The sequence below is a fragment of the Noviherbaspirillum sp. UKPF54 genome (assembly GCF_007874125.1).
Lineage (GTDB): Bacteria > Pseudomonadota > Gammaproteobacteria > Burkholderiales > Burkholderiaceae_D > Noviherbaspirillum.
Window position 1 is genome coordinate 764,431 of record NZ_CP040128.1, and the last position, 14,460, is coordinate 778,890.

General features: G+C 62.9%; 11 protein-coding genes. 4 read left to right on the forward strand and 7 right to left on the reverse strand.

The features are described 5' to 3' along the window. Nucleotides 1-211 precede the first annotated feature (211 nt). The 4 genes from FAY22_RS03625 to FAY22_RS03640 are packed head-to-tail and all read left to right on the forward strand — an operon-like array spanning nucleotide 212 to nucleotide 4,761. Nucleotides 212-970, forward strand: a complete 759-nt coding sequence (locus FAY22_RS03625; protein WP_146328954.1) for a DUF3348 domain-containing protein — start codon at nucleotides 212-214, stop codon at nucleotides 968-970. Next, entirely contained in the window at nucleotides 967-3,387 is a 2,421-nt protein-coding gene (locus FAY22_RS03630; RefSeq protein WP_146328955.1) for a DUF802 domain-containing protein, read from the forward strand. Before FAY22_RS03625 ends, FAY22_RS03630 begins: the two co-directional genes overlap by 4 nt. Further along, nucleotides 3,387-4,025 carry an OmpA family protein gene (locus FAY22_RS03635; RefSeq protein WP_146328956.1) on the forward strand — a complete coding sequence of 213 codons (639 nt, stop codon included), beginning with the start codon at nucleotides 3,387-3,389 and terminating at the stop codon, nucleotides 4,023-4,025. The genes FAY22_RS03630 and FAY22_RS03635 overlap by 1 nt, the downstream gene beginning before the upstream one ends. Then, a complete protein-coding gene (locus tag FAY22_RS03640; protein ID WP_146328957.1) occupies nucleotides 4,018-4,761 on the forward strand; it encodes a DUF2894 domain-containing protein in 744 nt (247 codons plus the stop codon). The genes FAY22_RS03635 and FAY22_RS03640 overlap by 8 nt, the downstream gene beginning before the upstream one ends. 45 nt (nucleotides 4,762-4,806) lie before the next feature. Here FAY22_RS03640 and FAY22_RS03645 read toward each other — a convergent pair whose 3' ends face one another. The 7 genes from FAY22_RS03645 to FAY22_RS03675 form a co-directional block, all read right to left on the reverse strand. Next, nucleotides 4,807-6,492 (reverse strand): electron transfer flavoprotein-ubiquinone oxidoreductase, encoded by a 1,686-nt coding sequence (locus tag FAY22_RS03645; RefSeq protein ID WP_146333195.1) that lies wholly within the window; start codon nucleotides 6,490-6,492, stop codon nucleotides 4,807-4,809. Nucleotides 6,493-6,515: 23 nt separating this feature from the next. Beyond that, entirely contained in the window at nucleotides 6,516-8,306 is a 1,791-nt protein-coding gene (locus FAY22_RS03650; RefSeq protein WP_146328958.1) for an acyl-CoA dehydrogenase, read from the reverse strand. 25 nt (nucleotides 8,307-8,331) lie between these two features. Continuing rightward, entirely contained in the window at nucleotides 8,332-8,796 is a 465-nt protein-coding gene (locus FAY22_RS03655; RefSeq protein WP_146328959.1) for a MaoC family dehydratase, read from the reverse strand. An 86-nt stretch (nucleotides 8,797-8,882) separates the two neighbouring features. Further along, nucleotides 8,883-10,529, reverse strand: coding sequence for an acyl-CoA synthetase (locus tag FAY22_RS03660; protein WP_146328960.1), 1,647 nt, complete (start codon nucleotides 10,527-10,529; stop codon nucleotides 8,883-8,885). 54 nt (nucleotides 10,530-10,583) lie between these two features. Continuing rightward, the gene (locus tag FAY22_RS03665) at nucleotides 10,584-11,270 is read right to left on the reverse strand and encodes an acetate uptake transporter family protein (RefSeq protein WP_146328961.1); all 687 of its coding nucleotides are present in this window, start codon (nucleotides 11,268-11,270) and stop codon (nucleotides 10,584-10,586) included. Nucleotides 11,271-11,407: 137 nt separating this feature from the next. After that, nucleotides 11,408-11,617, reverse strand: coding sequence for a hypothetical protein (locus tag FAY22_RS03670; RefSeq protein WP_146328962.1), 210 nt, complete (start codon nucleotides 11,615-11,617; stop codon nucleotides 11,408-11,410). Nucleotides 11,618-12,053: 436 nt separating this feature from the next. Next, a complete protein-coding gene (locus FAY22_RS03675) occupies nucleotides 12,054-14,261 on the reverse strand; it encodes a carboxy terminal-processing peptidase (protein WP_146328963.1) in 2,208 nt (735 codons plus the stop codon). Nucleotides 14,262-14,460 lie beyond the last annotated feature (199 nt).

The following is a 14,460-nucleotide window of genomic DNA, read 5'->3' on the forward strand; positions in this document are numbered from 1 at the left end:
TTTCGCCCAGCCAAGCCGCCACCGGCGGAACTTGCATATTTTGCTCGTTTGAGTTCTCGACACCGCCAAGATATAATCGCCGGTTCATTTCTGCCAAGAAATGACAGTCCAATGTGGCCCGGATTCGCTGGAGCAGGGCCAAAACGCGTGTTCGTGCGGATAGCGGCGGGAATTTCGTCCCCTGCCTTTTCGATCTTGAGTGCCCCTGTATATGACGCGAGTGTTGCCGCGTACCAGTTTTCACAGTTCAAAGCTCGTTCGTTGCCTCGCTGATCTGGCCATCGTCGATACTGCCGATCCCGGGAATGCGTTTGCGGAAAAACTGGGTCAATGGATTCATTTTGCCGACGCCATCGCGCTGTCGGCGGTGCACAACGACGGCAGGGCGACCCCGCCAGGATTGCGCCCCGACGCCCAAGCGGCCGCGCGCGCCGGCACCGAATTCGACCGCATTCGGGCTCTCCTGGCGGAGTCCATCGCGAAGAGCTGCTCGCCCAATCCGGGCAAGTCGCACATCAAGCTGCCCGAGCCCCGGCTCGAGTTGCCGATGGATTTCGCGGCGGCTTATGCGCCGTACCGCCGGTTTTATGAAGCGCATCAGCGCGACATGGAATTGAGCATCCAGCCCCTCAGGACCAACGTCCGGGCGGAGCTGGCGAAGGCATCGCCCAGGCTCGGGAAACTTGCGGAGCTGGATGCGACGCTGGAGAAAATCCTGCGCGATCGCGAGAGCAAATTGCTCGCGAAGGTGCCGGTGCTGCTGAAAAAGCGATTTGAGCAATTATTCACGGCGCATCAGCAGCGGCTCGCCGACACCCGGCAGGATGACAACCCGGCCGGCTGGACGCACGCTGGCGGATGGCTGGAGCGCTTTCGCGCCGACATGCAGATGCTGCTGCTGGCCGAACTGGAGCTGCGCCTGCAACCGGCCATGGGGCTCGTCGAAGCATTCAAACAAGAGACGCAATGAATAGACATTTATTTACGATAGCCTTCTTCCTGGGCGCCCTTGGGATCGTTTGGGCGGGCGCCGGGTTTGTCGACTCCGGCTTCCTGGCGCTGGCGATGACGGCCATCATCGGTGCGGTTTATGGCGCCGGCGCACTCGAGCTGCGCCGCTTTCGCCAGGCTACATCCACACTGGAAGCGGCGCTGGCAGCCATTCCCGACAACCTCGCCGAGCTCGGCGACTGGCTGGGCAAGGTGCATCCGTCGCTGCAAAACCCCGTGCGCCTGCGCGTCGAGGGCGAACGTGTCGGCTTGCCCGGACCCGCCCTCACGCCGTACCTGGTCGGGTTGCTGGTGATGCTGGGGATGCTCGGCACGTTCCTGGGGATGGTCGTCACGCTCAAGGGCGCGGTCTTTGCGCTGGAAAAAACAACCGACCTGGCGGCGATCCGGTCCGCGCTGGCGGTGCCGGTCAAGGGGTTGGGGCTGGCGTTCGGGACTTCGGTGGCGGGAGTGGCCGCGTCGGCCATGCTGGGTTTGATGTCGTCGCTCAGCCGCCGCGAAAGAACGATGGCGGCTCAGCTTCTGGATACCAGGATCACCACGGTATTGCGCCGCTTTTCGCTTGCGCACCAGCGCCAGGAAACCTTCAAGGCGCTGCAGATGCAATCCCAGGCCTTGCCGGCAGTCGTCGATCAATTGCAGGCGATGATGGCGAAGATGGAGGGCATGAACCAGCAGCTGGGGCAGCAGCTTAGCGAGCGGCTGCTCGGCAATCAGGAGGATTTTCATCGCAATGTCAAAAGCGCCTATGCAGACCTGGCACAGTCGGTCGATCGGTCGCTGCGCGAGAGCTTGAGCCAGAGCGCGCATGCTGCCGGAGAAAGCATCAGGCCCGTGCTCGAGGCGACGATGAACGGCATCGCGCGCGATACGGCGGCCATGCACGAGCGCATGGCCGGCGCGGTGCAGACGCAACTTGACGGGCTTTCCGCGCGGTTTGACGCGGCAACCTCCAGCGTGGCCGAAACCTGGACGGCGGCGCTGAAAAGCCACGAGCAGGCAAGCGCCGGCGTCGTCGAGCAGGTGGGCCGCTCGCTGGAAGCCTTCAACGAGACGTTCGAGCAGCGCGCAGGTGCCCTCGTGGCGACGGTCGGCGAGGCCTACGCCAGCTTGCAGGCCGATCAGGCGGAACGCGACAGGCAGCGCCAGCAGGCGTGGACCCAGTCGCTGGAAGCAATGGCTGCGGCACTCACTCAGGAATGGCAGCAAGCGGGCGCTCAATCGCTTACCCAGCAGCAGAAAATCTGCGACGTCTTGACCCGCACCGCGCAAGACGTCGGCGAACAGGTACGCAGCGGCGCCCGCGATTCGCTCGCCGAGACGGCGCGCTTGATCACGTCCGCCGAGGAATTGATGCGCTCGCGTATCACAGCGGAAGCGCAGTGGATCGAACAGAATCGCGAGCGCATGGACCAGCTGGCCAGCCTGTTGCGTACCGAACTCGGCGCGCTCAGAGACGAGGAGGCGGCGCGAGGAAATGCGGCGCTTGAACGGATGGGGCAATTGCAAACAGATCTGTCCAGTCATTTTCAGGCCAGCATGCGCGACACGCTCGCCGAGACGGCGCGCTTGATCACGTCTGCCGAGGAGCTGATGCGCTCGCGTATCGCAGCGGAAGCACAGTGGATCGAACAGCATCGCGTGCGCATGGAGCAGCTGGCCGGCCTGTTGCGCTCCGAACTCGGCGCGCTCAAGGAGCAAGAGGCGGCGCGCGGCGACGCGGCCGTGGAGCGGCTGGGGCAATTGCAGGCTGCACTGGCAAGTCACCTGACCACGCTGGGCACAGCGCTGGAGGAACCGATCGCGCGGCTGATCGAAACGGCCTCGCAAGCGCCGCGCGCCGCCGCGGAGGTGATCGGGCAATTGCGCCAGCAGATATCGGGCAGCGTCGCGCGCGACAACGAACTGCTTGAGGAACGCAGCCGCATCATGGAAACCCTCAATGCGCTGCTCTCTGCCATCAACCACGCCTCGCTTGAACAGCGCGCCGCGATCGATTCCCTGGTAGCCTCTTCCGGGAACGCACTCAACGCGACCGCCAGCGCGTTTGCAGACAATGTGGCCGCCGAAGCCGCCAAGCTGACCGACATCGCCGCCAACGTCACCGGCAGCGCCGCCGACGTGGCGAGCCTGTCCGAAGCCTTCGGCTTTGCCGTGCAGTCGTTCAACGAAGCCAATGAAAAGCTGATCGAAAACCTGCAGCGCATCGAAGGCGCGATGGACAAGTCCATGTCGAGAAGCGACGAGCAGCTCGCCTATTACGTCGCCCAGGCACGGGAAATCATCGACCTTTCCATGATCTCGCAAAAGGAGATCGTCGAATCGCTGCGCCGGCTGCCGGCTAGGCAAGCCATGTCCGTCGAAGGGGACAGGTAATGGATCACGGTGACGCGAGCGTCGAAGATACCGCGCCGGTCTGGCCCGTTTTCGGCGACTTGATGTCGAGCTTGCTGGGCGCTTTCGTGCTGCTGCTGGTGGCCGTGGTGGCGGTCCAGATGGAACTGACCTCGCATCTGCAGGACGAAGTGAAAAAGCGTCAGCTCGAGGAACAGCGCCGCATGAGCCTGGAAAAAGCCCTGGCCATTCCGCTGGCATCGGGGCGCATCACATTGAACAACGGGCGCATCGGCATCAGCGGCCAAGTGCTGTTCGCGCTCAATTCGGACCAGCTGCAGCCGGAAGGCCGGCAACTGCTGAACAGCCTGGTCACGCCGCTGAGGGCTTACCTGACGGCGCGCGACGAGCTGCTCATGGTAAGCGGATTTACCGATGACAAGCCGATCCGGGGCGGCCCGTTCGCGGACAATTGGGAACTGTCGGCCCAGCGCGCCTTGACGGTCACCCGCACCCTGATCGAGGAAGGGATGCCGTCTTCCATGGTGTTTGCGGCAGCCTTCGGCGCCGAGCAGCCGGTCAGGCCCAACACCGACGACGACGCACGCGCGCAAAACCGGCGGGTGGAAATGGCGCCGGTGCCGAAAACCGCCAATACCAAGGCGAAGCCGCATGAGTGAGCCGGCACCGGGGAAAATCGCGGATGCGCCGATGGACGAATCGCACGAGATCGACGCGCTGCTCGCGCCCCTGCGCACGGCAGGCGCGGACCGGTTTGACCCCGTGCGCTGGCGCTACATCGAAGCGTTGGCGAAGCGCGCCGCGGCGCATCGCGCGAGCGCCGGATGCGTGCTCGGCGTCAGGCTGGCGCGGGCGCTGGCGGAGCTGAAAGAGCGATTCGACCTTGCACAACGCGATGCCGGCGAAGCCGTCGCCTGGAGCACGCAGCGCTATCCGCATGCGGCCGGCGATCTTCAGCAGCTCCTTGCCGCCGGTGATTTCAAAGGAGTGCGGCGATTGTCCGCTTCGCTGCGTGCCAGCGAACCAGGCGCTTCCCTGGGCGAACTGGTGCGCCGGCTTGATCAGCATTCCTCGGAAAATACCGGTGCGCTCCCGGGGCAGGGTGCCGGATCGCGTTCCGAGCTGAAGGCGGTGCGGGATTTCAGGAATACCTGGTCGAAGCTGAGCGTCGACATCCAAGTGGCGCGGGCGCTGGAGCAGGCGCCAAAGAATGCCGGGCCGATCAATTCCCACATGCTAGTGCTGCGTTCGCTGGAGTTGATGCGAGATATATCGCCCGATTATCTCAACCGCTTCATGTCTTACGTCGACACCTTGTTGTGCCTCGACCAGGGCGACCACGCCAAGCAGGCGCCGGCCAAAAAAACGCAGGCGGCGAGGGCGCCGAAAAAATGACATGCGCTGGACAATAAAAAAGCCGCTCGCGCGGCTTTTTTATTGTTACATGCCCGAGTAGTTCGGTCCACCGCCGCCTTCCGGCGTGACCCACACGATGTTCTGCGTCGGGTCCTTGATGTCGCAGGTCTTGCAATGCACGCAGTTCTGCGCATTGATCTGCAACCGGTCTTCGCCCGCATCGCTCTTGACGAATTCGTACACGCCGGCCGGGCAATAACGGCTTTCCGGCCCCGCAAACTTCGCCAGGTTGATCTTCACCGGCACCGACGGGTCTTTCAGCGTCAGGTGCGCCGGCTGGTTTTCTTCATGGTTGGTATTGCTCACGAACACACTCGACAGGCGATCGAAGGTCAGCTTGCCGTCCGGCTTCGGATACGCAATCTTCGCGCACTGGTCGGCCGGCTGCAGGTACACATGATCGGGCTTGTCGCGATGCAGCGTCCACGGCGGATTCTTCACTCCCAGCTTGGGCAGCAGCCATTGCTCGATACCCGTCATCAGCGGCCCCATCAGCGAACCCTTCTTGAACCACAGCTTGAAGTTGCGCGACTGGTCCAGCTCTTCCTTCAGCCAGCTGCTTTCGTAGGCTTGCGGATACGCCGCCAGCTCGTCGGCGGCACGGCCGGACGTCACCGCCGCAAAGACGGCTTCGGCACACAGCATGCCGCTCTTGATCGCGGTATGGCTGCCCTTGATGCGCGCCGCGTTCAGAAAGCCGGCATCGCAGCCGATGAGCGCGCCGCCCGGGAACACCAGCTTGGGCAGCGCCTGCGGCGTGCCGTTGTTGATGGCGCGCGCGCCATAGCTCAGGCGCTTGCCGCCTTCGAGATGGGCGCGGATGCTCGGGTGCGTCTTCCAGCGCTGCATTTCCTCGAACGGGCTCATCCATGGATTCTTGTAGTCCAGGCCAATGACGAAGCCGAGCGTGACCTTGTTGCCTTCCAGGTGATACAAAAAACCGCCGCCAAACGTCTCCTTGTCCATCGGCCAGCCGGCGGTGTGCACCACCAGGCCCGGCTTGGCTTTGGCCGGATCGATTTCCCACAATTCCTTGATGCCGATGGCAAAGCTTTGCGCATCGCGGCCGGCATCGAGCTGGTACTTGGCGATCAGCTGCTTGCCCAGATGGCCGCGCGCACCTTCGGCGAAGATCGTGTACTTGCCCAGCAATTCCATGCCGAGCTGGAAATTCTCGGTCGGTTCGCCATCCTTGCCGATGCCCATGTTGCCGGTGGCAACGCCGCGCACCGCGCCCTGCTCGTCGTACAGCACTTCGGCGGCGGTAAAGCCGGGGAAGATTTCGACGCCCAGCGCCTCGGCCTGCTGCGCCATCCACTTGACGACGTTGCCGAGCGCAACCACATAGCAGCCATCGTTGTGGAAGTTGCGCGGCACCAGGAAATCCGGGGTGCGCTTGGCGCCGGTTTCGCTCAGGAACAGGATGTCGTCGCCGGTGACGGGCTGGTTCAGCGGCGCGCCGAGCTCTTTCCAGTTGGGGAACAATTCATTCATGGCGCGCGGGTCCATCACCGCGCCCGACAGGATGTGCGCGCCGGGCTCGGACCCTTTCTCGAGCACCACCACCGACACGTCCTTGCCTTGTTCGGCTGCCAGCTGCTTGACGCGGATCGCCGTGGCCAGCCCGCCCGGGCCGGCGCCAACGATCACGACATCGTATTCCATCGACTCGCGCGGGCCATATTGTTCGAGAAGGGTTTCGTTTCGCATCATGGTTCCGGAAAGCCCTTTCGTCACAGCTGCCAAGCGTTGTCCGGGAAGTCGAGCGAGCTGCTGCCGCCGACGCGAATGGTTTCCCCGAGCGCCTGCGCGCGGACCAGGATGTGCTCGGCATAGAAGCGCGCCGACAAGGCGGTCGCCGTCAGCAGTTCCGGCTGCACCATGTCATGCGCCGCAGCCAGCAGTCTGCGCGCATGCATCCAGCCGCCGCACACCGTTCCCCATAATTCCAGGTAAGGAACCGCGCCGGCATAGGCCTCGCGCGGGTTGGTCTCGTTTTTCTCGTGCAGCCAGCGCACGATATTGCGCAGCGTGTCGCAACCATCTGCCAGGCGGGAGGAAAGCGCATTTGCCGTCGCATGATCGAGCAGGCGCAGCGCACGGATGTCCTGTTCGATCGAATCGATCAGCGACAGCGCAGCATTGCCCTTGTCGCGCAAGGTCTTGCGCCCGACCAGGTCGTTGGCCTGAATGGCGGTGGTGCCTTCATAAATCGTGAGGATGCGGGCGTCGCGGTAAAACTGCGCGGCGCCGGTTTCTTCGATGAAGCCCATGCCGCCGAATACCTGCAATGCGTCGTAGGTCACGCCTTGGGCGCTCTCGGTGAACCAGCCCTTGAGCACAGGGATCAGCAATTCCATCCGGCTCTGCGCGTGCGCACGCGCGCCGGCATCGACCGCGTCGGAGTGCGCGATGTCCTTTTGCATTGCTACATAGACGGCGAGCGCGCGCATCGCATCCACCTTGCTCTTCATCGACAGCAGCATGCGCCGCACGTCCGGGTGGCGGATGATGGTCTTGCCATGGCTGCCATCCTCACCGACGGCGCGCCCCTGCACGCGTTCCTGCGCGTAGCCGAGCGCGTGCTGGTAGGCGCGCTCCGAAATCGACAGGCCCTGCAATCCGACGGCGAAGCGCGCTTCGTTCATCATGATGAACATGTATTCGAGCCCGCGGTTTTCTTCGCCGACCAGATAGCCTACGGCACCCTCCTGTTCGCCGAACAGCATCACCGCGGTCGGGCTGCCGTGGATGCCTAGCTTGTGTTCGATCGACGCGCAGCGCGCATCGTTGCGTTCGCCGCAGCTGCCGTCGGGCTTCACCAGGAACTTCGGCACTACGAACAGCGAGATGCCCTTGACGCCCTTGGGCGCATCCGGCGTGCGGGCGAGCACCAGGTGGACGATGTTCTCGGCGAAGTCGTGTTCGCCATAAGTAATGAAAATCTTTTGTCCGCTTACCCGATAGCTGCCGTCCGGCTGGCGCACCGCGCGGGTCTGCACCGCTGCCAGGTCGGAGCCGGCGCCCGGTTCGGTCAGGTTCATCGTGCCGGTCCATTCGCCGCTGACGAGCTTCGGCAGATAGGTTGCCTTGAGCTCGTCGCCGGCCGCCGTCAGCAAGGCTTCCACCGCTCCGTTGGTCAGCATCGGACACAGCGCGAAGCTTACGCTGGCGGCGTGCCACATTTCCTCAACCACGGTCGACAACACCGAGCACAACGCCTGGCCGCCGTATTGCTCGGGAAAGCGCAAGCCGTTCCAGCCGCCGTCGCGGAAAGCGTGGTATACCTCCTTGAATCCGTTTGCGGTCGTCACCTCGCTGTTGTCCCAGCGCGCGCCCTGTGTGTCGCCGCTGCGGTTGATCGGGGCGATGCGTTCGCGCGCGAATTTGCCTGCTTCGTCGGCGACCGCAAGCGCGGTGTCGACGTCGAGCTCGATGCCGCATTGTTGCGCGTGACGGTCGAAGTGAAAGACATGCTTGAGCAGAAATCCGATATCGCTCAGCGGTGGTTGGTATTGGCTCATGATGATTCCCTGATTCTGTTTTCTGTCAATGTGAAACGGCGCTGGCCGCAGGCCGCGCCGCCGCGTGCGCGGAGCCGACCTTGACCAGTGCCTCGCCGTCGATGACGGTCTGGCCGCGCACCATGCAGGTGGTCTCCAGCAGCACGCGCCGTTTTTCTGCCAGGACTTCCTTGACGGTGACGGTCGCGTGTACGGTGTCGCCGGGTCGCACCGGCGCCCGGAAGTTCAGGCTCTGGTTAAGGTAGATCGCGCCTGGTCCGGGCAGCTTGTTGGCGATCGCGGCCGAGATGACGCTGGCTGTCAGCATGCCGTGTGCGATGCGCCCGGAGAAGGGGGTGGCCTGCGCGAATTCGTGGTTGATGTGGACCGCATTGTTGTCGCCGGAGACGCCGGAAAACAGGACGATGTCGGCCTCGGTGATGGTTTTGGAAAACGTCGCTTTCATGCCGACCGAGAAATCCTCGATCTCTAGCCCGCCCAGGGTATTCATGCCTTGCATCCTTTGCTAGCGTTGTTGCGTGATCCGGTGGAGAAGAGGGCGGCTTTCGTGAACGGAAGGCCGCCCGCAGTCGATGCTTATGCCGCTGCCGCCTGGCCGGCGCGCTCACGCAGCAGGAACTTCTGCAGCTTGCCGGTCGAGGTCTTAGGCACCGGGCCGAACACCACCGATTTGGGCACCTTGTAATGCGCGAGATGTTCGCGGCAATAGGCGCGGATATCGTTTTCCGTGGCACTCTGGCCTTCCTTTAGCTGGATGAAGGCGCACGGCACCTCGCCCCATTTCTGGTCCGGCTTGGCCACCACGGCGACCACTTCCACGGCCGGATGGCGGTACAGCACGTCCTCGACCTCGATCGAGGAAATGTTCTCGCCGCCGGAAATGATCACGTCCTTGGAACGGTCCTTGATGCGCACGTAACCGTCCGGGTCGACCACGGCAAGGTCGCCGGTATGGAACCATCCGCCGGCGAACGCTTCCTCTGTCGCGGCGTGGTTTTTCAGATAACCTTTCATCGTGATGTTGCCACGGAACATGATTTCGCCGATGGTCTGGCCGTCCCACGCCACCGGCTGCATCGTCATCGGATCGAGTACCGTGAGCGCTTCCTGCATCGGGCTGGCCACGCCCTGACGCGCATTCAGGCGCGCGCGTTCGTCCAGCGGCAGTTCGGACCAGTTGTCGTGCTTGGCGCACACTGCGGCAGGACCGTAGGTTTCGGTCAGCCCGTAGACGTGGGTGATGTCGAAGCCGAGGCGCTCCATGCCTTCGATGGTCGAAGCCGGCGGCGCGGACCCGGCGATGAAGCCGGCGACCTTGTGCTGGATGCCTTCGCTCAGCCCGGCGGGCGCGTTGATGAGCATGTTATAGACGATCGGCGCGGCGCACATGTGGGTGACGCGATGGGTGCGGATCGCATCGAAGATCAGCGCCGGATCGACGCGGCGCAGGCAGACGTTGGTGCCGGCGTTGGCTGCCATGGTCCATGGGAAGCACCAGCCGTTGCAGTGGAACATGGGCAGCGTCCACAGATACACCGAGTGCTGCGGCATGCTCCATGACACGATGTTGGAAACCGCGTTGAGGTAGGCGCCGCGGTGGTGATAGACCACGCCTTTCGGGTTGCCGGTCGTACCCGAGGTGTAGTTCAGCGCGATCGCATCCCATTCGTCCGGCGGCAGGCTCCATGCGAAATCCGGATCGCCTTCCTGCAGCAATTGTTCGTATTCGATTTCGCCCACGTGTTTTCCGCCTTCGTACAGCGCGTCGTCGATGTCGATCACCAGCGGGCGCGGACCGTCCAGCAGCGCCAGCGCCTTGTCGATGGTGCCGCTGAATTCGCGGTCGGTGAGCAGCACGCGCGCCTCGCCGTGCTTGAGCTGGAAGGCGATCGCTTCGGCGTCGAGGCGGATGTTGAGCGTATTGAGCACGGCGCCGATCATCGGCACGCCGAAGCTCGCTTCATAGGTCGCCGGGATGTTTGGCGCCATGACGGCGACCGTGTCGCCCGCGCCGATGCCGCGTCGCTGCAGGGCGCTGGCCAGGCGGCGGCAGCGGGCATAGGTTTCGGACCAGGTGATGCGGCGCTCGCCGTGGATCAGCGCGATTCGCTGCGGGTAGACGGCCGCGGCCTTGGCCAGGAAGCTCAGCGGCGACAGCGAGGTGTAGTTGGCAGCATTCTTATCAAGGCCTGTGCTGTAGGGATTGGTTGTGGTGGTGGGCACGATGATGTCTTTCTGTTCTCGGTTGAATTGTTGGGAGAAGATCAAACGACGTACTTATCTTTTGGCGGCGGCGATCGGCTCGACCAGGTGCTTTTCCTTGGTCGCGTGGACTGCCGGACCCTTGCGGATCAGGCCGAACGGCTTGCCCAGCGGGAGCAGCGTGCGACCGAAATAGCTGTTCAGGAACACGGCGCCGGCGCAGTAAAAGCCGAGCAGCGAAATCGCCAGTTCCGAATAGGCGGCAAGGGTGCTGAAGAAGGGCGCATTGATGCCGAAGATGCTCAGCGCCAGCGAAGGCAGCAGGACGTTAATCAGCACCAGGATCGCGGCGAACACCTTGTTGGCTTCGAAGGCGGCCACCATGATGAACAGCGAAAAGATGAAATAGCCGATGCAGGCCACGCCGAGCTGCCTGCCGTCGGCCTTGTCGCCGATGGAGCCGAGCCAGCCTAGGCCAGTGGCCCAGTGCATCGCCACGGCGATCCAGAACAGCCCGTAGGCGCCGAGCACAATAGCGCCGAAGTAGTTGTTCTTCTTGAAATCGATGGACGAGGCCCAGATCTGCGCGATCGAGCCGAGGAACAGCGCCCATGGAATGAGATAGACGCTGCCGGTGGTCCAGCCCATTTTTTGCGAGGCCGCGACAAAGGTCACCATCGACAGGCCGAACACGCCGAGCGAGGTGGGGTCGGACATGATGATCTTGGTTTCGGTGACCGGGGTCGAAGTGGATGCTTGCATGGTATGTCTCCTGAAGTTGATGGGATGTTGCTGTGAACTGGTGCGGACGCGTTGATCCGCCAGGCGTGCGCACCGGATGCAGACGCACGCTTGATATGTGTTTTTTCTTGGGAGCGGCGGAAAATTCCGCGGGAGGGCTACGTATCCATGGCCAGCGCGCGGAAATGCGGAGCTTGCCGTGTGCCCCAGTAGCCGGCCCGGATGCAGGCCAGGCAGCGTGCCGAGAAGCGGGCGTGGCCCGGCTGCGGCGCGAAAAATTCCGGGTCGGCCGGCCAGTATTCGAGACATGCCGCGCAGCGCATTTCTGTGCCGATTTCCGTTTCGATCGTACGGGGCCTGCCGAACACGTTAATGTCTCCCTCCAGATGGGTTCTGAATGACGAAATGCTGCCTTGGTGTCGTGCCGGGGGAAGATCCTTCCCCCGGTCTTTTACCCGCGCCATGCGCGCGGTAGCGGCCTGGCCGGATGACGCATACCGTGCCGCCGATCGCGCCGGTTTGCTTGTCAACTTGATATGTGAAGGGAATTCTAGGAAGGAATGATTACGCAATCGTTTCGCAAATGTTGCGAAACGTAACAATGCAACTTGAAGTGTGTTGCATGCATTAAGGGATCATTTTATTGATTTTTGTCAGAATGTACAGAGGGAAAGTACGTAGTGCGGATGTTAATGCCGCTGCGCGTGCCTGTTTTTGTTTCGATAAGAAAAAGGGCGTACCGGAGTACGCCCTTGAAGGCTGCGATGCATGCCGCCGCAGCGGGCGGCAGCGCCAAGGTGGCGGCTAATTGACGCCGACCGGCTTGCGGATCGCCGGATCATTGGCTGCTTTTCGTTCGGACGTTGCCGCACGCGCCGCGAATCGCGTGCCGCCGTTGCCGAGTCCGGCGGCGTCGGCGGCGACGTTCGCCGCTTCCAGCAGCCAGATATCCTTGGCGTTTTTGCGTACTGCGTCAACCGGCGGGTCTTCGTCAACGTCGTTTTCGTCGGGCAGGGCAGTTTCCGGTTTCCCGTCCTTTTTCACGCCCGGCGCTTCCGTCTTGAAGGCTGTCTTGTTGTTGTCGCCACCCGGCTTGTCCGCCGTCTTGCGCAGCTTGAGCCGCGCCTCGCGCAGGTCGCGCTCCTTGGTGCGTTCGGCTTCGTTAAGCGAAAGCACGGCTTTCTTGCGCAGTGCCTTGAGCTCGGCGATATCCTCGATGAGGTACTGGAATTCCTTGTCCTGGGCGATACGTGCCGCATGACGGGCTTTCAGCAGCGGCACCAGGCCCGACATGTCGCCGGCCGGTGCATAGCTGGCCGCCCGGATCTGGCTCCAGGGCAAAGCATTATCGAAGCTCGACTCGCCGAAACGCTCGGTGTCCGAGATGGCGGGAAATGCGATATCTGGCGTGACGCCGCGCAGCTGAGTCGTTCCACCGTTGATCCGGAAAAACTGGGCGATGGTCATCTTGAGTTCGCCGAACGTCGGCTTTTCGTTGTGCGCCATCTGGTCGAGGTCGATGATGGTCTGAACCGTGCCCTTACCGAAGCTCGGCTCGCCGATGACCACGCCGCGCCCGTAATCCTGGATCGCCGCAGCGAAGATCTCGGATGCGGATGCCGAGCCGCGGTTGATCAGCACGCCAAGCGGACCGTCCCAGGCGCGCCTGGCCGTACTGCTGGCATCGATTCGTACCTGGCCTTGGGCATTGCGCTCCTGCACCACCGGCCCCATGCCGGTAAACAGGCCGGTCAGCGCCACCGCTTCGTCGAGCGAGCCGCCGCCGTTGTTGCGCAGGTCGATCAGCACCGCGTCGACCTTGTCCTTCTTGAGTTCTTCCAGCAGGCGCTTCACATCGCGCGTGGCGCTGCGGAATTCCTTTTCGCCCTTGCGGCGCCCGTCAAAATCCTGGTAGAAGGCGGGCAGGGTGATGACGCCGACCTGGCGCGTGACGCCGTCCTGCTTGACCTGGAGAATGGATTTCTGGGCGGCCTGCTTGTCGAGGCTGATCTTGTCGCGCACCAGTATCACCTGCTTGTGCTTGCCGTCGGGGCCGGCGTCGGCAGGCAGCACGTCGAGGCGCACCGTGGAATCCTTGGCACCGCGGATCAGCTTCACGACTTCGTCCAGCCGGGTGCCGACCACATCCACGATCTGACCGTCCGCGCCTTGCCCGACGCCGACGATGCGGTCGCCGACCTGCAGCTTGGTCGAGAGCGCGGCCGGCCCGCCCGGCACCAGCTCGCGGATCGTCGTGTACTCGTCCTTTTCCTGCAGCACGGCGCCGATGCCGAACAGCGACAGCCGCATCGAGATGTCGAAATCTGCCGATGCCGCCGGGCTGAAATAATCGGTGTGCGGATCGACCGAAGTCGCGAACGCATCCATGAACACCTGGAAGGCATCCTCGCTCTTGGACTTCTGGATGCGCGACAGCGACTTGGCATAGCGCTTGTCGAGCGTGTCCCGGATCGCCTTGTCGTTCTTGCCCGCAAGCTTCAATTGCAGCCAGTCGTTCTTGACGCGCTTGCGCCACAGATCGCGCACTTCGTCGTCGGTTTTCGGCCAAGCGGCCTTGTCGCGGTCGAACTGGAAGTTTTCGTTCCTGGCGAAGTCGAGCGGCTGCTTGAGCAAGTCGCGCGCATAGGCGAGGCGATCGGCGACGCGCTGCTCGTACCGGTTGAACATGGCAAACGGCGTGCGCAGGTCGCCGTGGTCGAGGTCGTCGGCAAGCTTTTGCCGCGCGCCGGAGAATTGGTCGATGTCGGCCTGGACGAAAAAGAGCTTTTCCGGATCCAGCGATTTCAGGTAGCGATCGAAAATCCGCTCCGACGTCGCGGCATCGAGCGGTATCGGCCGGTACGGGAACCGCTTGAAGATGTTGGCAGCGAGATGGGCTGTCTGGATTTGCTGCTGGGACGGCGACAGCTGAGGCGGGGAGGAGGGTTCCAGGGCGGCGACATTGGCCGCCGCGACGAACGCCAGGATTATTGACAGCAGTTTACGCTTCATGCGGGCCCTCTGGTGGTGAACGCCACCAAGTATAAGGCCAATACCGCATGCCGGTTTGGCGCGCATGCAGGGCTTATGCGCGATCCCCGTCGGCAAACATATGCCGGTGTACAGCGTCATTCCGATTTGCCATCAAAAGGAGTTGACCATCTGCAACTCATGATTGATAATTATTCTCATTTGCATTAACTCATTCCGA